The sequence below is a fragment of the Bacillus sp. FSL R5-0439 genome (assembly GCF_038008805.1).
Classification (GTDB): domain Bacteria; phylum Bacillota; class Bacilli; order Bacillales; family Bacillaceae; genus Bacillus; species Bacillus safensis.
On sequence record NZ_JBBOZW010000001.1, the window covers coordinates 2,303,226 to 2,321,290 of the forward strand.

Consider the following 18,065-nt stretch of genomic DNA (forward strand, 5'->3'; position numbering starts at 1 on the left):
ATGCAAACCTCATGAGGATATCGACATCTTTTTCACATAAAAAAAGCCGGCCATACTGGCCCGCTCTTTGTGTTTCACGTTTGGTTTCTCTCTTCAACTGTCGAACGTTGCTTAGAATTCATACAGACACTCTCCTTCTTGGATTTGATTTTGAGCCCATAATAATTTCTGATAATACTGGTTGGACTTTTTGTATTGTTGAGAGGCTTCCAAGGCTGTCGCAATTTCTAGTGAGATATCCTCTATATAAGAGTATAGGCTAAGTTTTTCCAAATAATCAATGGTTTTTTGCAGTTGGTCTTCATTGATTTCCTGAACATATAAAGCATCCAGATACTCAAACATATGACAGAACAGCTGGTCTTCATGCTTCTTTGCAGCCAATTTTCCAGCTTCTAATATGCGCAGGGCATCCGCCTGTTCATTCTGTCTAAAAAGCAGCTTCGCCAGCGTATAGAGCGTATGCGGAAGCGTTGGAAGCAGCTCTTTGCGGGCAAGATCAGCGGATTCCGTTAAATATCGTTCCGCTTCCTCTCTATAGCCAAGCTCGCCATAACATTTTCCTAAATTATAGAGCGCTGAACTGTATATGCGCGGGTGATCAATTTGAGATGCGAGCTGTTTTGCCTTTTTTAAATGAGGCAGTGCCCGGTCTTTTCGTTTTAAATCTTGATAATTTCCTGAAATGACAAAGAGACATTGAATGATGCGAATGGTATACGCATCATGCTGATCGTATATTTCCAGCGCCTTTAAAATATGGTGCATGGAGACATGTGTTTGTTTCATGATATAGTAGGCTTCTGCCACTTTAAAATGAAACTCTGCCTGCTCAATATCATCAAATACCATGGACAGCTGCTTTTCTGCCACTCGATAATATTTGACGGCTTCTAAATATTCTTTTTGACTAAATTCATGCATGCCACGAAAAAATGCATGGTAATAATGCAGCATATCAGATAACTCATGATTGGAATTTTCGATTTTATCGACTAGATTAGATACTGAGAAAGGTTGGTATTTTGAAGGGTGTATATAGTCAAGCATGATTTGGTGCCGAAAACACATGAGCTGATAATAAATCAGTAAATGCTGGTCCTCTTCCATCTGTTCAATTTCCGCTTCAACTTCCGCTTTCAAGATTTCCGCATCTGGAACACTGAACTGCCGTATCATTCGATACCATTCATTAATTTTCATACCTACATGTGAAGATAGAACCTTCCCCATGTTCCGAAATGACCCCTTCCTTTTCGGTCTAATATTACATATTTTAGCACGCTTCTTGACCGCCAAGCACCGAAAAGAAACCGCAAACATAAAAAAGAGACGAACAGAAGCACGATTTTTTTGAAAAAGATGATTTTTTCATCGTACAGACACAGACAATCCCTCCTTCACATACATTTGAGGATATAGGCAGCAGCCTAAACATGGTGGAGGTGAAAATCGTGGCAGGAGTATTTACAGCGATGGGATTGATGGTCAAAGAATTGGTGTTTTTAGTGTCCTATGTCAAAAACAATGCCTTTCCACAGCCCCTTTCGGGAGATGATGAAAAAAAATACTTAGCCCTCATGGCACAGGGCGATGAACACGCAAGAAACATGCTGATTGAACATAACCTTCGGCTCGTCGCCCATATTGTAAAGAAATTTGAAAATACCGGGGAAGACGCTGAAGACCTCATCTCCATCGGGACGATCGGACTCATTAAAGCCATCGAAAGCTATTCCTCTGGAAAAGGAACAAAGCTTGCAACGTATGCGGCGCGGTGTATTGAAAATGAAATTCTCATGCACTTACGCGCCCTCAAAAAAACGAAAAAAGATGTCTCCTTGCATGACCCAATCGGTCAGGATAAAGAAGGCAACGAAATTTCATTAATCGATGTCTTAAAATCCGAAAATGAAGATGTGATCGATACCATTCAGCTCAACATGGAGCTTGAAAAAGTAAAGGAGTATATCGACATTCTCGACGGCCGAGAAAAAGAAGTCATCGTCGGACGGTTCGGCCTTGATTTAAAGAAAGAAAAAACGCAGCGAGAAATAGCCAAGGAGCTTGGGATATCACGAAGCTATGTGTCACGGATTGAGAAGCGGGCGCTAATGAAGATGTTTCATGAGTTTTACCGGGCGGAGAAGGAAAAACGGAAGCGGGAGAAGGGGAAGTGAAAATGAATTTCCCTAACTTTTAACAAAAACAGACCTCATGAGGTCTGTTTTTTATTTCGGCAATAAGCTACTGTCTCTCTGCATTTCTTTTGATAATAGCTGCCGCCTTAGCCCTCAAAACAATGGCAAGATTTTGGTCATGTTCATGAACTAAGACATGAAGGAAATCCTATTCATTATGCCCCACTATTTAGAGAGCTGCAGGAAATGATGACAAAGCGATTTGCATATAAGTATTGTATTCTGTATTTATGCTTAAAAATTTAAATACGAAAAAATAAAATATAATGATTCATTTATTCTTGCTAATCAATTTAAAATGTTGTTATTGTTATTTGATACCAGTCAGAAAGCTTAGTATAATCAATATAGGAACAAATATTCGGGGTTAGTAATTGTAGATAAACTACCACTTACCAAAAATAACAACTTGCTGCAAGAGACGCTATAAACGTAACAGTTTCCAAGGGCTATGTTATGAAAACAAGGTTGATAGTATGATTGGTTCTAAACTGACACCAGATCATTTACATTGTGTCGTTTAATTCAACAAGAATATCTTTAAGAGATAGCAGTAATTAAACAAACAATTTAACTTTGGAGTGATGATAATGAATAAGTTTTTTGAGTACAACTGGCAGGTGAGAGACGAATGGATTAACTGGTGTAATCAACTAACAACAGAAGAGTTGCTACAAGACCGCACAGGTGGAGTAGGGAGTATTTTATACACTCTTTTTCACATTATGGATGTTGAATATAGTTGGATTCGTGGTATTCAGGGTAAAGAAGACGTGGTATTAGATTTTGATGATTACAAGACTCTGGCGAAAGTAAAAACGCTCTCAACTACTTTACGACATGAAATAGTTGAATTTTTAAAATCTCATTTAGATGGAAAACAAGATCGAATAGTAACAGTTCCTTGGGATAAAGGTGAATACACTACAAATGAAATATTACATCATATAATTGCCCACGAAATTCACCATATCGGTCAACTTTCTGTTTGGGCAAGAGAAAAAGAATTAACACCTGTATCTGCTAATTTTATCGGTAGAAAGTTAAAATCAGTACATGCTTATGAAAAGTAAGGTCAGTTAAAGATCCATTCATTTATCCCACTATGCCATTTCCTTTTAAAAAACACTCAAATAATCGCTGACCTTCCTCTTCAATTTGATCATCTTCAATTGGATATTCCCCAATGAATAAGCCTAAATGGTCGTATTCCTCATAACTCTTTAAGAGATTCAACCCGTAACTTTTCTGATCAAAAAACAATAACCATCTTCCTGTTTCTAAACTCTTAAAAAAGACGCCTTCATAATCATAACCTTGTTCATCATATCCTACATGTAAATGCATACTCTCATCTAAACTATGTATTCTTTCATTTGTACACACTTTCACCTTACTCCCTTAACTTTTCACATTATGCTGAAAATCAATATTCCTCAACTCAACCCAATCAACAAGATCAGGTACCTGTTTTGTCGTCAAAAAATGTTGAACGATTTCATACGCCTGATTACGGTCGACATAGCTGCACGATGGCACATACAATGGTGATCCAGCGACCAAATGCTCGATCGTTTCAATCTTTTCTACCTTTTGAAAAGGGACTAAAAAATCTGGATATCTGATGATAAAGAATCCATACGGTTCAGTATAAAAGAAAACTAGACTTTCACATTCCCAAACTTCCTCTATCTCAATGGAAGATTCCCCGTTACCTTGTTTCCAATACTCTTCATCCTCCTGGAAGAAGATTTTTTTCATGAATTCTTCTCCCGGATTTTCTACTGGAGCTCCTATGGGTCCGTAGTATAAAAACATCAATATCGCTCCTTCATGCCTATATCAATTTGGATTTAACCAATTGTTCTATTTCCCTCAAAATCATAAAAAGTTTTTGTTTGTTGGTTTAATTTTAGCATGTGATATAGCTTTGGGTTTAGCTTTTGAAAGGTTTGAGTATTGACCCAATTTACCTCTTCAATATCCTGATCCGGATCTAGAATGTTCATCTCTCCCCCGATTATTTCCGCAAAGAACGTAATGATTAGCGCATGATGCTTTTTATCTTGAAAGAATGCTTCTCGAACCGAATGAAGTTCATTTACTTTGACAACATACCCTGTCTCTTCTTTCACTTCACGGATGACAGCCTGCTGCAGGTGTTCACCTTTTTCCACAGCACCGCCCGGAAGTTCCCAATATCCCTTTACATTCTTGACCGTTAATAGATTTTCTTCCTCGTCATAAATAATAGCTGAAACCACGTCTACTCGTTTCAAATAAATCCCCCTCAACATTCTCCATTCACATAAATTGTCGGATTTATGACACGAACTGTTCATTTTATACATTCTTATTATACTGTATTAGTAGTCAGCGATTGGAGGCCAGAGCATGTGGATGATCATCAATTTACATATTATCCTTATAGGATTTACAGGGAATACCGTTTCTCTATTAAGACAAATGAAAGGGTCAAACGAGAAAATCATTCAACTGTTAGAACATCAAAAAACGAAACAATGAAAAACTATTATTCCTATTCTTGAGCTTATTACATAAGGTAATAATTCTCATCAATACCGCTTAAACACTCTTTCCTTTACATAATTTTATCGCAGCAATTATTCCATTAGCATTAACTAACCTTTTCCTCTTATTTTAAAGTAGAGTGCGACGGCTACAGCTATTCCTTCCTCTGAATACTCAAACTTTCAATCCACGCACTCATGTAGAGTGCGACATCAAAACTTAATAAGGCGTGCAGATACTTGCAACTTTCAATCCACGCACTCGTGTAGAGTGCGACTAGGTGAACGTGTTCAGATCAATGATCCAAAAGGGCTTTCAATCCACGCACTCATGTAGAGTGCGACTAGGTGAGGACAAGGTCGTGCGTGTAGCTGTCAACTTTCAATCCACGCACTCATGTAGAGTGCGACAATGTCAAGGATATATGGTCAAACGTGATTTATCTTTCAATCCACGCACTCATGTAGAGTGCGACAAAAGGTATGGCAAGACTTTTTAAAAGGTAAAGCTTTCAATCCACGCACTCATGTAGAGTGCGACAGTAGCCATTTTCTCTTTTGCCTTTTCCTCTGGAATCTTTCAATCCACGCACTCATGTAGAGTGCGACTGTATTTTTATGTTAGAAAGCCATTACCCTGCTTTCTTTCAATCCACGCACTCATGTAGAGTGCGACGCCAACGGTTTTACCATTCCATAAGCAGATGATGCTTTCAATCCACGCACTCATGTAGAGTGCGACAGCGATTTTCAGTAAAAAAATAAATAAAACAGCTCTTTTTTATGATAATCAGATAAAAAAGTCCCTTCTGTTGATACAAAGTATAAATTATTGAGACAAATAGAGATAGAGTTTGTCGAAAAATCTTTCTTTTTAGGTGCGAATGCTTCAGGGAATTTATGTGCACCTCACATTCGCACTTAAAAAATAAAAGGATCTTCTACAAAAATTGTTTCCTTTGCACCAACCTGTTCTACTTTTTTTCGATATTGGTTACCCATTTGGTAAAATCGAATACTATCTTTTTCTTCATTAATAGCTTGCAACAACTGATTCTTCAATGTTGCAAATTCCGTTGAATCTACAATACATTCAAATACAGAATGTTGTACTCTTTGACCATAGTTTTGACAAATTTTCGATATTTTCCTTAGTCTCCGTTGCCCATCTCTATCAATTGTACTGACATCATACGTAATCACAACCATCATAAAAAACATCACCTACTTCCAAAGAAATGGTGGATATTCATCTAAATCATTACGTAAAAATCTTGCGAGAAGGAGTGCTTGTGCGTGAGGTACTAATCCCCAAGCAATTTTTTCACCTAGAAAAGGATGTTTGATTTTCTCTTGTTTTCGATTTTGCCATGCAGTTAAAAAAGTTTTTCGACCTTTATCTGTCATCATAACTGCACCATTTTCTTTTTTTACAAAGTCAGATGGCGAAATCATTTTCTTATTTACGATTGTTAAGACAAATTTATCAGCATATACCCCTCTTAGTTCCTCCATCACATCTAAGGCGAGTGATATGCGTCCAGGGCGGTCCCTATGAAGAAAACCTACATAAGCGTCTAATCCAACTCCTTCTAGTGCTGCAGCTACATCATTAGCGAGTAATGTATAAGCAAATGAAAGCATGGCATTGATCGGATCAAGTGGTGGTCTTCTAGAACGAGAATGGAAAGAGAACGATTCTTTTTGCTGAAGAATCATTTCATCGAATACTCGATAGTATGCAGAAGCTGCCTGTCCTTCTAAGCCTCTTAACCTATCTAAATCAGACTCGACCCTCACATTAGCCAAAATATCTGAAATGTGTTGCGTCGTTTGCTTAAATACCGGTACATTTATTCTCAATGGGTAATCTCTTGTCATTCGCTCAAGCATCCATTTATGATTATATATCTTGCCAAATATAAAATTCCTTGCAACTTCAACTGAAGTATCTTGACGTTCTGAGACTTGATACTGTTTTTTTCTCAATGTGACATTTCCTCTGCTTTTCCCTGAGACTCGCGCCAAAAATCGTCCACTCTTGGTTAAAAACACTATCGAAATATGATTTTCTGCACAATAACCCATTAAAGCAGGACTTATGCCCCTATAGCCAAAAGAAACAATTCCCTCGATATTATGAAGAGGAAGACGACCTACTTTTTCTTTTTCATTAAGTAAAACAATATTCTCTCCATCCAAAGATAAATATACTTCAGGCTGGGTAATAAATATTGTGTTTAATAACTTCCTCATTCATCCATCGCCCTTTCAATATACTGTTTGACCGTTCTTTTATTCATCAAACTAGGCAAACAAATGTGTTGAAGCGAGCATTTTTTGCAAAATTTTCCTGTTTTCACCTGAGGAGTGCGACGCCTCTCAAAAAAATCCAGCATCTCTGTAACCACAACTTTTGCTTTTATTCTATTTTCCGTCGTAATTGGTACTTCCACCCTTTGTTTGATTTCATGATAATAAATGTAACCAGACTGAATATCACAAAGAAGCATTTCTTCTAAACAGACAGCTTGAGCAGTCAATTGAAGGATGTCTGCATCATTCAATTTTGGCTTCCCTCTTTTATACTCGACAGGGTAAACAAGGTAATTCTCTTCTAAACTAGGAATGTAGACTCCTTTTTTGTGCAAGATAAATTCAACGACGTCACAAACCCCGCTTATTTTGAGCTGGTGAGATACAATTGGCATTCCTCTTACAATTAATTTATCTTTTCTCTTCTCTCTCACAAATGGGTTATCAGCTTTTTGATGAAGAAACTGTCCTTCAATGGTATTTACATTCTCTGCCCATTGTTGTTCGATATGAATTAACGCCCATTGCCTTTTACAGAATTGAAAATGTTGAATACCAGACAGCATTAAGTACTCTTCTTCTCTATTATTTCCCATCCAATACCTGATATTGTAAACCTTCTAATTCTGATACTCTGAATTGATAGTCTTTCTCAAATGTTTTTGGTTCACCGTGTAATGGCTCTATATTCACCAATCGATGAACTTTGGCAGACGAATACTGCCCCATCTTCGATTGGTGCTCCCACCAAATCACTTTATTTACTTCCATACTTCCTTCGGGACGTGCAGATGAAGCATCATTTTCAAATAAGGTACAAAGTGCTTCTTTTATATTCTCTGCATCTTTTTCTGTAAAACCTGTTTTCTCAGCTAATTGCGTGTTGATACTTCCATAAAAGATATAAACGCCATGTTCTACTCGATGTTTCATTCCCATCGTATCAGAACCTTTTTTCTCACCAGGTTCACTGTTTACACTCTTAGTGATCTGCATACTAGTCAAGTCTATGGGAGTAATACTGGTTGCGGTATGGATGGAAACAGGTCCCCTCACTCCTACAGAAACACCTCCACCTGCCCCCTTAAAAGCAAAGACTTGACCAAAACTGCGTACATCAATCCATTTCTCACATGCTACTCTGGCAATCTCATCCGTAGTAGTTTTTTTATCTTTCAGACGTTTTCCAAAGTCAATATCAGATTCAGCCCGCTCTTTTAAACTACTAAACCCATCTACCTTCCGATCGTTTGATTGGACAAAAATAGATTCTCCCATATCTAATAAACGATTTCTGATTTTTCTTTTAATGGCTACATCAGAAATCTCCCCATACCCTTCATGGGTTTGCCTTGGTCGATTTCCGTTAAGTGGATCCCCATTTGGATTCGCTTTATGGACAGATAGCACAACTGCAAAATCAATTTTTTTGTTCAATGTATTCATATCCTACTCCCCTTTTTCGTCAGTGCCATTCATTTCTGCTCGATTTCTTTTTTGATATAATGCGTGTCGTTGACTGGAAAAACCTAAAATATATTTCCCTGATAACGGTTTGTTTGTATAATCGTCTACTGCAAAGGAAGAAAGAACCTCATCCATCATTATTTCTAGGTACATGCTTCTTGCTCCCAGTTTCACCCGGTAAGGCTGTAACGCTGCATATATTGTTGTCCATGTACGTTCTGGTTGTCTTGAGAATGCATTCATATAACGTATCGCATTCGTTGCTCTTTGTTCATCACTTCCAAGAGCACGTCTCTCTAGCACATCTGCAATGGCAAGCAATCGTCCAAATAGATAACTTCTGTCTGTATTTGACTGGTCTAAAGCCACTTCCATTTCCTCCTTTATATTTACTAATGCACATGCAATACCTAACGTTTTTTCCCATTCCCAAGTTTTCATTGCGACAGGGTTAGAGGCACGCTGAATGGCAAGGTTAACAATATCTTTTGGTATGTTCTGATTCCTTTGATCTCCAACAATATAAGGAACTAGACGACTTGCAACCTCTTTTATCAATTGTTCCTTCACTTGAGGACCGTACATGGCAAAGGCGATATCTTTTGGAGTTGGTGTCCCAATAGACGATTTTCCCTCGGCGTAATGCTGTCTCCAACAGCACGACACATACCAATGATTTAACCTGTTTAAATATAAATGCTTGTCCATGTTGATATAGTCGAGTACAGCAAGCCGACCCGTTGTAGCTGCATCTAAAATTAAGATATGAATATCTCTTTTTTTCAGTCGAAAATCATGCTCGTATCCAGCTAGTGCTTTACTGATTTCTTTTGCATACTCTCTTGCAGTAAAACTTTCCTTCTTTTCAGGAAAATCTTCAAATGAATACGGGTCATCAAAAGGTGAAGGAATTTGTAATTGATCATGCTGCCAAACTAGAAATACTCTTTGATCTATTGATTTGCCTTGATATTGAATTAGCCATTTTAATGCATTGTGTGCTTTTTGCGATACTTCATAGCCAACACTTGCAACTTGCTGACTTTTATCAAAACGTCCTCTAAAAGTAAAGCCGCTTGTATCGTTTGACGATATCAACTTCGCCTTATCCCCTGAATGACGTATTTTATTAGCATGTCTTTCTGTATAAGGAATGACTTCTCCTTTCACAAAACAAACATCTTCATTATTTAATAAAGTGTTATAAAACCGAACGAATGAATTATACATTTCTATATCATTCCACACTTTACGACTTATTTCAGGATAAGTATGAACATCAAATCGTATAAAAGCACTAAGTTGATCACTCGCTAAGACAGAAAAAATATCGGGCTTGATTTCACCATATTTTTTATCCCATTTCTCTATCAAATGATTATTTTCATCAACGTGAAGAATACCTTCATTCACTAAATTCCGGATAAGAGTTTTCTGTTTCAAATAAGCTAAAATACTACTCAATTTAGAATGTGCATAAGGTGAATTGGCCCATAATTCCAAATTTTCGATATAACGATGAAAATGTTCTCTCCTTTGTCCACCATACGCCTCATAATCTCCTGCGACATACATGAGCTTATCATGTAAAGGATATGGCGCAACAACACTGCCTGCACGACTAGAAGAGGCTTCTGTGCAAGGGATAACAGTTACTGCATCTTCCTGATCTGTAATTTTAGCTGAATGAAATGCTCCTTCTTTTGTTACAAGAACTTCAATATGTGCGGTTTGTGTTGTGTGTGAAATTGGTAGAAGTGTAAACGTTTTAGATTTATCTCCGTAGAATCTTTCTTCTATCTTTCCAATACGATCTAGATTATCTTGATATGTTTCATACAAGCTCAAAAGCCAGCTCATGAGCCTATTTCTCCTTTAATTTGAGTAAACAGTTCATCTACGCTTTCGATATGATCCTGATCGAACTGTTTGACATCCATTTCTTTTACTTGCCTCACGAGCTGGCATTCTTCAGGTCGTATAAATTGAATATACCCATTTGTCATCAAAGGATTCCATAATCGCACCTCTAAATGCTGACCGCCTGTTTCATCAGGATAGTTCAGTCCATGTACCATCGTACCAAAGTGAATATCACCATAATCGTCATAGTAGCCTGTTCCTTCGCCAAATTCACACGGTTCAACGTAGCCTTGGCATTCTCTTGTGCCAAGAAAAATATCTCGTCTGCCCCCAACATTAAGTGCACGCTTCAAGATATTATGATGTTTATGTTCATTTCGATCAAATACCAAGTCAGATCGATGAAAATTAAATTCAAAATGAGCTTGCACCTGATATTCTACATCTTGTAAATATGTATAGTGTGCCAGTGTATTTTTTCCTCTTCCATACTCAATTGGCCGTACTCCTTTTGATTCCATTTTAATTGGTTTCATGACCCTTATTTTATCAACAACCATCAATAAAGTAGGTTTCCAATAAATTGATTCGACGATTCCCTTTATCGCCTGATATGTAGGAATATGATAAGAGTACTTCTCGCCACCCATTTTTGTTAAAGGATCAGTAAATAGCGCATAATTCCCATACAAGCGGAATGAAATTGAGTTTCTCATTCCAACACCTCCTAACATAAAATGAACATAACACAACATCTCAAAAATGTAAAATTTTACTATTTTAAAATATTGCTGTTTCCATAGAACTATCATTCTCTAAATTCAAGCCGAAATTCTTCTGATCGTATGCACCTTCTGTCAAACAAAAGATTTGACCTTCCCAATAGCTGTGAAGACCTCCCTGCCTTATTAACTCATCCTTTTGACAAGATAAGATATTAATTGAGTATCGCTGAGCATCTTTAAGTAACTGATTTAAGTTGACCTGATGTGTACCATTAAGTTCGGCGATGATTGCTTTCCCTTTTTCATGATAGGGAACGATGACACTTGTCGTTGTTTGATCAATTACTTTAAAATGATCACTTGCAGTTTTATAACTGCTAGCTAAACAAAGTGGCAGCTTTTTATCATGTTTAAAAGTATAGGCAGCATGGTAACCACCGTTTCCACTCCTTGATGCAGTTATTAATTCAATCATGCTTTTCTCAAGAGCTTTAATCGGGTAGTCTAACCTCGTCTCAAACTTTAAATAAAAATGTTGAAAATAATAGTTCATGGCCTCCCTAGAAAGCAAGTGCCCTCCATAAGCAGAGGGATCCATTTTTAAGTCTCTTAACATAACCTTAACAATTTGACTACCCACCTGTATTTCGCGAAGATGTGCCAGTTTTTCTTCTTGATGATCAATAATATAAACAAGCCCTTTTTCCTTTTCTCCATTTCGATTACAGCGACCCGCTGCTTGTGCAATGGAATCGAGTCCTGCTAAAGAGCGTATAACGCATTGAAAGCTTATATCCACACCAGCTTCAATTAACTGGGTACTTATGCAAATGACCGGTTCTTGGTTTCTTAAATGAGTATAGACTTTTTTTAAAGTATCTTGACGATGTGCAGCACACATCGATGTACTTAAATGGTAGACAGGTAAGTTTAGTTGTTGTAAACCTTCAAATAAGCTTTTGACAACTGATTTTGTGTTTAAAATAACTAATACACTGTTTACACGTTGCAATTGTTTTTGAACAAACATTTGCAATTGCTCATGATTAAACGATTCTTGAGTGGCACAATCGATCATATCCACCCGGCGAAATGCTTCGATTACTTCATCGATAGACTGAATCATTTCAGCATCTTGGTTCAACTCTAGACTTTTTTTCACAAGGTGCAATGCTGGCTGAGTAGCTGTACAAAGTACAACACTACAACTCGCTTTTTCTTTGAGGAAATTTACGGTTTCATTAAATAAAGACACACAAGAGGTTGGTACCTTCTGTACTTCATCAAATATCACGATCGATTCTGCGATTTGATGTAGTCTTCTCGTATTGCGATTACCTTTCGCATAAAAAACATTTAAAAACTGTACCATTGTCGTTAAAATAATTGGCGAATCCCAGTTATCTCTCGCTAATTTCAATTGATAGCTTCGATTGAGAGCAGATTCATCCAACTCCTCTTGATCTTCTGCTACATCATCTGCACTCTCAATGACATTAGAATGATGCTCTAAAATGTGCCGATCATCCTGTAACACCTTTCTTAATTCAGCTGCATTTTGTTCGATAATTGTTGTGTATGGCACAACATAAATAATTTTCTTTTTACCATAGTAAAGCGCATGTTCCAGTGCATACCGAAGACTAGCCAACGTCTTCCCACCACCAGTAGGAATAGACAGTGTATAAATATCTGAAGGATGTTTTGCTCGTTCTGCGCACTGTAAGGACATGTCGTTTCTCAGTTGATTGATTGGATGGCTAGTTAAATTAAACGTATCCAAATGGGATAACAATCTCTGATGAAACGTTTTAAATAATTGGTCTATTTGAACAGATGCAATTGTTTTCTGTTTCTCTTCAAAAAGACGAGAGTTGGTGCGATCTGCATCAATCAATGTACTAAAAACAAATTTAGATAAATAAAAAGATTGGTCATATATCGACTTTGTTGAAGTCAAGGTATAGTTTTTTAATTCCTTTACTGCTTTTTGAACGTAAGAACGAAATACAGTTTCATTCATCACCTCTTCAAAAAATCGGTTTTGAATCAAAGGTAAATCTTTTAATTCTGGTGTTTCTTTATCTTTGACTCTTGTCAAAAAAGGCGAGTCTGCATTTTGATTTAAAAAATCTTGCAAATCCGAATGATGAGAAATCACTGCATTAGAAACAATTTCTACCAAAAGAGTATAATAGCGATTGTTTGGGGAACCATGAAACATCTTGTACAGCATACGCCCCCCTGCCGTTGAGTGATCGACACGCCCTCTCTGTGGAGGATGATCGGGAGAATCAACTGCTTCACGAATATATTGTTGAAACTCTTTGGAGTATTTTCCTAAATCATGAAGAACTCCTGCCAATCCAGCTATATGGCGAATGCCAAGCTTATCTCCGAACCTCTCACATAATGACTTCACTTCTAATAAATGATCGGAAACAGTTTGAATAGCACCATCTTGTTTTCTGACATGTGCAATATAGTTCATCGTTAACTCCTTCATTGATTTTTAGGGTTTGTGTATATATGTGGGTTTTTACAACACATGTTGAATTATAGGGTGCGACGTCTTTCAAATCTCGGACAAGATGTGTGATTGACTTATTTCAATCCACGCATTCATGTGCGACAGTCATTCAAAAGAAAATTATACCATTTCATACATTATTTTAAATATTATTATTTTAAAAATTTGTGATTTCTCATGGAGAAACGAATAAAATATAAATTTATGGATATTTTCATAAAAAATAATGGTGCGAATCCTCGAGGCTTTTTATGTTTCCCTAGGGTTCGCACCATACTTATTATCATTAATTTTGTTTGTTTTTCTTCGCCCGTGCTTCCTTCCACTGCTCAAGCTCCGATACTGTTAGTAACTGATATCCTTGCTTCGTCAATTCGTTGATGATCGTGACAGCTGCGTTGGCAGAGGTGTCATAGATGTCGTGCATTAAGACGGTTTCTCCGCTAGACGCATGTGAAAGAATGTAGTTTGCGACGTATTGGCTGTTGCGATATTTCCAGTCTTCAGGATCAACGTCCCAAAGCGTAACTTTCATGTTGACAGCTTCGTTGATCTGCCCGTTTGTTCCACCATATGGCGGTCTAAAGTGAGTCGGTGTGAATCCGCTAGCTTTTTCAATAATTTGCTGCGTATCTTCTACTTGTTTGATGGCTTGTTTTAATGGCAATCTTGTGAGTAAAGGGTGGTTATAGGAATGATTTCCGATTTCATTTCCACCTTTTCTGATTTCACCTAGCATATCGGGATAATATTGAACCCTGCTTCCTAATACAAAAAATGTCGCGTGTCCTTTGTTTTCTTTTAAAGCAGTTAAGATCTTTGAAGTCGTTGATGGATTTGGTCCATCATCAAATGTAAGGGCAATGGCTTTTTGATGTGGGTTAAATATTCGCTGTTTAGGCAGTTTTACAATCTTTCTTTTTGCGATCGGTTCTTTTTTCTCGTTTTTGTTCTTTTCTTTATTGATGTATTCTGGCTTTAACATTCCTTTAAGCAGTGTTTTCTTAATCGCCAGCACTTGAGGGCCTTTCTTGTCTGGTGCAATTTGCCCTGCTGGGAAGTAGAATTCAATAAAACGATCTTTAATGGCAAAATACTGATAATGCTCTGCCTCAGGAGATGTTCCTTGTTTAAGCAAATGCTTGTGTTCAGCAAGAGAGCGATCTTTTTTTAACTCCTCAAATGTCATTTGAGACAGTTTTTTCAGACTTTCTCTCTTTGATAAAAATAGATCATCTATCGATAAAAAATGCTGTTTCTTGAAATCAAAATTGAATATCTTCGTTTCATGTGAGCCTTTTACTCCGCCTTTCAATTCATATGTATTGAATTTGATCGCAGCAGTTTGTTTGGCGTAATGAGTAATCTCGTAATCTATGTTTAATTCGTATCGATGATCTTCATCGACATCACTTGCTTCACTAAATGATGTTTTGAATTTATCGAGCTCTGTTTCTGCAAATCTTTTCATCTCTTGATCTAGCTTTTTTTGATGAAACACAGGATAGTTCACAGCATATCTCAAGTATCTCCCGTCATTCACGAGGGTCACAATTTCAACTTCTTTATAGCTCGCATCGGGTGCTACCTTCTTCTTCTCTGTCCCGCTTGCCTGCTGATTATGATAAAACGCGGCGATTCCTATGATCATCGCAAGTCCGCATAGGACGAGACTGACTTTCCATTTAATTGACACAATGATTCTCCTCTCGTGATGCCGTCATACCTGAATGACGTGTTTGTAGGATAGACTTTGCATGCCCCCTTTTTAGTTTGCAAATCACAAAACCGTCACATTTTCGACACATTTTTAGAGAGGAATAAAAAAGGACTGATTTCTCAGTCCTTTGATTATTTTTGCATATATAGTTGAAATAATTTCGTTTCTTCATCTATGGAACGCGCTCGATCAAATGCCGCTCTGACTGTCTTTGTATTGTTCATGAGCTCGTACATCATGGTCAGCACAAAGATAAAAGCTGCATTCCCATCTATGTAATCGTCCGGCGCCGAATAAGATGTAGCTCCTGCCTCTAAAAAAGCATCTGCTAGATTTTTCTCTCCTAGTGTGCAGCCTGTAGAGATAACATGAACTCCTTCTAAGGAAGCATACCGCTTGATTTCATCCGCTCCAAAAGCAGTATCCCTAGGCTCTTCATCTTCGTATACATCTTCCCCTAATTCAGGCATGATAAATGCTCCTTCTTCACCATGAAACGATAAAAGAAGGTAATCTATTTCTCCTCTATTTCTACCAGATAACACATGAATCAGGTCATTTGGTCTTCCAATCCAATGCATATCGACTTTCGCGCCGAAGTTTTCAAGTGCTGCACGCAGTGCAAAAGATTCCAACTCACTATTGGGTCCTGCTGCTAACGTAATGCGCATGGCCTGTTGATTCACTTCTATCTCCTCCAGTCTATGATAAAAATAAAACCATTTTTTCCTCATCTGCATATGTATCAGCCCATTTTAACGCTTTTTCTTCGACAGCGTACGACTCAAATCCAACGGAGCGATAGAGGCGCTTTGCTGAATGATTAGTTGTCACCACTGATAAATACACTTGCTCGATGTCCTGCTGTTCTTGCGCCAAGGAAAGAGCTTTCGTCATTAAGGCATTGCCTGCACCCATTCCGCGAGCACTAGGTGTTACATACATCGCAGTCAGATTCGCTCGGTGCTTTAACTTCTGCAAGGTTTCTTGGATGAGCGTGACTGCCCCACAAGCTGCCCTTGATGAAAAGCGCCGAATGTCCACATAGATTGCGCCGAAGCAAAACGCGCTTTATATTTGTCCTTTGTATTGAATTGCTCTTCCTCATAGCTCATCGCAAAACCCTCTGGATTTAATTGCAGTGCTTCTAGTCTGAGTGCTGTATATTCTTCAGCATCATCTGTTGTTAACAATCGAATATTCAGAAAATCACCTCCAAAAGAATGATGGATACTTCCAATTTTATCTTGAAAAGAGATTTTGATCAAAAGATATTAGCTTCTCTGACTCGCTTCCTCACCTGTAAAAACAAGGTATTTCCGATCATGTTTACGTGTTTTATTCTAGCAAAAACGATTCTTTTTTCACTTATCTTTTCACTTTTTTTATATTAATCTATAACTAATTCATGAAAAAAATGAAAAAAAAGGATTGCGATGAACTAAAAGATATCTTAAGATATAATAGTAATAAAAATACAAAAAAGGGAGGAATTTGATATGACAGAAACAAAAAACGAAATCAAACTACATGTTCTTTTTGGTGCTTTAGCAGTAGGATTCCTTATGCTAGCTCTTTTTTCCTTCTCGCTACAAATGCTGCCCGTTGCTGATCTAGCAAAAGAATTTGGTATTCCAGGCAGTGTTGCAGCTGTTGTTCTGAACGTGGTTGAAGCGGGCGGGGCTGTTACAACAATTGTCTCCATTTTAACTGCTGTTGGATCAGGTGGTCTTTCTCTCATTGCAGCGGCTGGTAAAGAGACAATTCGTCAGTACCTTAAAAACGAAATTAAGAAAAAAGGCCGTAAAGCCGTTATTGCTTGGTAATTCAATTTTATGACCCAATAGAAGGAGACTTTGTTCTCCTTCTATTTAAATTTTTATGCAGGTGAGAAGATGTTATATCCGTTATTATCACTACTTCTATCAATTAGAATGAAACAACAATATTCAAATCTAGCTCAGTTTATCATACGCAGGGTTCCATTTTTTAAATCGTTTTCATCTAAACAGTACATATTATTTTCTTGTATCCTAGATACTTTATTCGGATGCCTGATTGTATTCGTTATTTCTTCATATCTTTACTCTCCGGTCTATCAAATAGAATGGGAAAGTGCTTTTGTGATATTTTTGTTCCTTTTCTCTATTGTCAAAGGAATTGAATCTTATAGAAGAACGCATATTCTTCCTTTTGAAGAGTTGATACAGCTTGCACCTGTTTCCTCGAGACGTCTTTTTCAAACGCTTTTATTTTCAGAGTTGGTTTGGCTTCTTTTTACAAGCTTGAGTACTTATTTGATCTATTTTCTCTTTCAATATTTCATTGCTCAAACGCATGACTTGTTATTCTGGTTGAAGCATCTGAATGTTATATTAACAGGCTTCTTACTTTTTATCGTCAGCAATAAGATATTTGGTGCTTACATCTATAACATTGTCGTAAAAAAAATTGGAATCATTCGTGTTCTTTTTTTCGCAAGCATCTCTTTACTTTTCTTCTTATTCGGAAGGGTTCTTATATCGAACATAATTTTCCCTTTTTATCACACTTTCCGACAACTTTTTCAATCAATTTCTTCGCTTGCAGAAGATGCGTTTTGGATTACACTTTCAAACAATTTGATGTCTTTATATCAGAATAACCTTCAACAAATCCATCATGCTTTATTTTCACAGGATTCGGTATTTCTAAAATTTCTTGCGCTTTTTA

The 18,065-nt window shown here is 37.3% G+C and carries 19 protein-coding genes and 1 CRISPR repeat array; of the genes, 4 read left to right on the forward strand and 15 right to left on the reverse strand.

Features of this window, described 5'->3' with window-relative positions; translation table 11 throughout:
* Positions 1 to 111: 111 nt before the first annotated feature.
* Positions 112 to 1,233 carry a response regulator aspartate phosphatase gene (locus NST59_RS11810; protein WP_041086294.1) on the reverse strand — a complete coding sequence of 374 codons (1,122 nt, stop codon included), beginning with the start codon at positions 1,231 to 1,233 and terminating at the stop codon, positions 112 to 114.
* A 218-nt stretch (positions 1,234 to 1,451) separates the two neighbouring features.
* On the opposite strand from NST59_RS11810, the gene sigK reads away from it, so the two are divergent.
* Both sigK and NST59_RS11820 read left to right on the forward strand, forming a co-directional pair.
* The gene (gene sigK, locus NST59_RS11815) at positions 1,452 to 2,180 is read left to right on the forward strand and encodes an RNA polymerase sporulation sigma factor SigK (RefSeq protein WP_034738387.1); all 729 of its coding nucleotides are present in this window, start codon (positions 1,452 to 1,454) and stop codon (positions 2,178 to 2,180) included.
* A 611-nt stretch (positions 2,181 to 2,791) separates the two neighbouring features.
* Positions 2,792 to 3,274, forward strand: a complete 483-nt coding sequence (locus tag NST59_RS11820; RefSeq protein WP_144490333.1) for a DinB family protein — start codon at positions 2,792 to 2,794, stop codon at positions 3,272 to 3,274.
* A 22-nt stretch (positions 3,275 to 3,296) separates the two neighbouring features.
* Here the strand turns inward: NST59_RS11820 and NST59_RS11825 are convergent, their stop codons facing one another.
* From NST59_RS11825 to NST59_RS11835, 3 genes are read right to left on the reverse strand one after another with little or no spacing between them, the layout of a single operon-like run.
* On the reverse strand, positions 3,297 to 3,587 hold the full coding sequence (locus tag NST59_RS11825; RefSeq protein ID WP_260980319.1) for a DUF3986 family protein: 291 nt from the start codon (positions 3,585 to 3,587) through the stop codon (positions 3,297 to 3,299).
* Between the two features lie 15 nt (positions 3,588 to 3,602).
* Entirely contained in the window at positions 3,603 to 4,019 is a 417-nt protein-coding gene (locus tag NST59_RS11830) for a hypothetical protein (protein WP_144490334.1), read from the reverse strand.
* 35 nt (positions 4,020 to 4,054) lie between these two features.
* Positions 4,055 to 4,480: an NUDIX hydrolase gene (locus NST59_RS11835; protein WP_144490335.1), complete on the reverse strand. Its 426-nt coding sequence runs from the start codon at positions 4,478 to 4,480 to the stop codon at positions 4,055 to 4,057.
* Between the two features lie 115 nt (positions 4,481 to 4,595).
* On the opposite strand from NST59_RS11835, the gene NST59_RS11840 reads away from it, so the two are divergent.
* Positions 4,596 to 4,727 carry a hypothetical protein gene (locus tag NST59_RS11840; protein ID WP_260980320.1) on the forward strand — a complete coding sequence of 44 codons (132 nt, stop codon included), beginning with the start codon at positions 4,596 to 4,598 and terminating at the stop codon, positions 4,725 to 4,727.
* A gap of 185 nt (positions 4,728 to 4,912) precedes the next feature.
* A CRISPR array of direct repeats spans positions 4,913 to 5,474; the repeat unit is 32 nt; unit sequence CTTTCAATCCACGCACTCATGTAGAGTGCGAC.
* A gap of 179 nt (positions 5,475 to 5,653) precedes the next feature.
* On the opposite strand, the gene cas2 is transcribed toward NST59_RS11840, so the two are convergent.
* From cas2 to NST59_RS11895, 11 genes are all read right to left on the reverse strand, one after another.
* Positions 5,654 to 5,944 (reverse strand): CRISPR-associated endonuclease Cas2, encoded by a 291-nt coding sequence (gene cas2 / locus NST59_RS11845; protein WP_144490336.1) that lies wholly within the window; start codon positions 5,942 to 5,944, stop codon positions 5,654 to 5,656.
* A gap of 12 nt (positions 5,945 to 5,956) precedes the next feature.
* The gene (gene cas1c, locus NST59_RS11850; protein ID WP_144490337.1) at positions 5,957 to 6,988 is read right to left on the reverse strand and encodes a type I-C CRISPR-associated endonuclease Cas1c; all 1,032 of its coding nucleotides are present in this window, start codon (positions 6,986 to 6,988) and stop codon (positions 5,957 to 5,959) included.
* The gene (gene cas4 / locus NST59_RS11855) at positions 6,985 to 7,644 is read right to left on the reverse strand and encodes a CRISPR-associated protein Cas4 (RefSeq protein ID WP_144490338.1); all 660 of its coding nucleotides are present in this window, start codon (positions 7,642 to 7,644) and stop codon (positions 6,985 to 6,987) included. The genes cas1c and cas4 overlap by 4 nt, the downstream gene beginning before the upstream one ends.
* Positions 7,634 to 8,494, reverse strand: a complete 861-nt coding sequence (cas7c, locus tag NST59_RS11860) for a type I-C CRISPR-associated protein Cas7/Csd2 (RefSeq protein ID WP_144490339.1) — start codon at positions 8,492 to 8,494, stop codon at positions 7,634 to 7,636. Before cas7c ends, cas4 begins: the two co-directional genes overlap by 11 nt.
* A gap of 3 nt (positions 8,495 to 8,497) precedes the next feature.
* Positions 8,498 to 10,375 carry a type I-C CRISPR-associated protein Cas8c/Csd1 gene (cas8c, locus tag NST59_RS11865; protein WP_144490340.1) on the reverse strand — a complete coding sequence of 626 codons (1,878 nt, stop codon included), beginning with the start codon at positions 10,373 to 10,375 and terminating at the stop codon, positions 8,498 to 8,500.
* Positions 10,372 to 11,094, reverse strand: a complete 723-nt coding sequence (gene cas5c, locus NST59_RS11870) for a type I-C CRISPR-associated protein Cas5c (protein WP_144490341.1) — start codon at positions 11,092 to 11,094, stop codon at positions 10,372 to 10,374. Before cas5c ends, cas8c begins: the two co-directional genes overlap by 4 nt.
* A 64-nt stretch (positions 11,095 to 11,158) precedes the next feature.
* The gene (cas3, locus tag NST59_RS11875) at positions 11,159 to 13,594 is read right to left on the reverse strand and encodes a CRISPR-associated helicase Cas3' (protein WP_144490342.1); all 2,436 of its coding nucleotides are present in this window, start codon (positions 13,592 to 13,594) and stop codon (positions 11,159 to 11,161) included.
* Between the two features lie 325 nt (positions 13,595 to 13,919).
* Positions 13,920 to 15,329 carry a polysaccharide deacetylase family protein gene (locus NST59_RS11880; protein ID WP_144490343.1) on the reverse strand — a complete coding sequence of 470 codons (1,410 nt, stop codon included), beginning with the start codon at positions 15,327 to 15,329 and terminating at the stop codon, positions 13,920 to 13,922.
* 155 nt (positions 15,330 to 15,484) lie between these two features.
* Positions 15,485 to 16,039, reverse strand: coding sequence for a hypothetical protein (locus tag NST59_RS11885; RefSeq protein ID WP_041086306.1), 555 nt, complete (start codon positions 16,037 to 16,039; stop codon positions 15,485 to 15,487).
* A gap of 16 nt (positions 16,040 to 16,055) precedes the next feature.
* A complete protein-coding gene (locus NST59_RS11890) occupies positions 16,056 to 16,334 on the reverse strand; it encodes a GNAT family N-acetyltransferase (protein ID WP_341040623.1) in 279 nt (92 codons plus the stop codon).
* Entirely contained in the window at positions 16,322 to 16,621 is a 300-nt protein-coding gene (locus NST59_RS11895; protein ID WP_341040624.1) for a hypothetical protein, read from the reverse strand. The genes NST59_RS11890 and NST59_RS11895 overlap by 13 nt, the downstream gene beginning before the upstream one ends.
* A gap of 231 nt (positions 16,622 to 16,852) precedes the next feature.
* Here NST59_RS11895 and NST59_RS11900 point away from each other — a divergent pair, with 231 nt between their 5' ends.
* Positions 16,853 to 17,179, forward strand: a complete 327-nt coding sequence (locus NST59_RS11900) for an uberolysin/carnocyclin family circular bacteriocin (RefSeq protein ID WP_024423066.1) — start codon at positions 16,853 to 16,855, stop codon at positions 17,177 to 17,179.
* Positions 17,180 to 18,065: the final 886 nt, after the last annotated feature.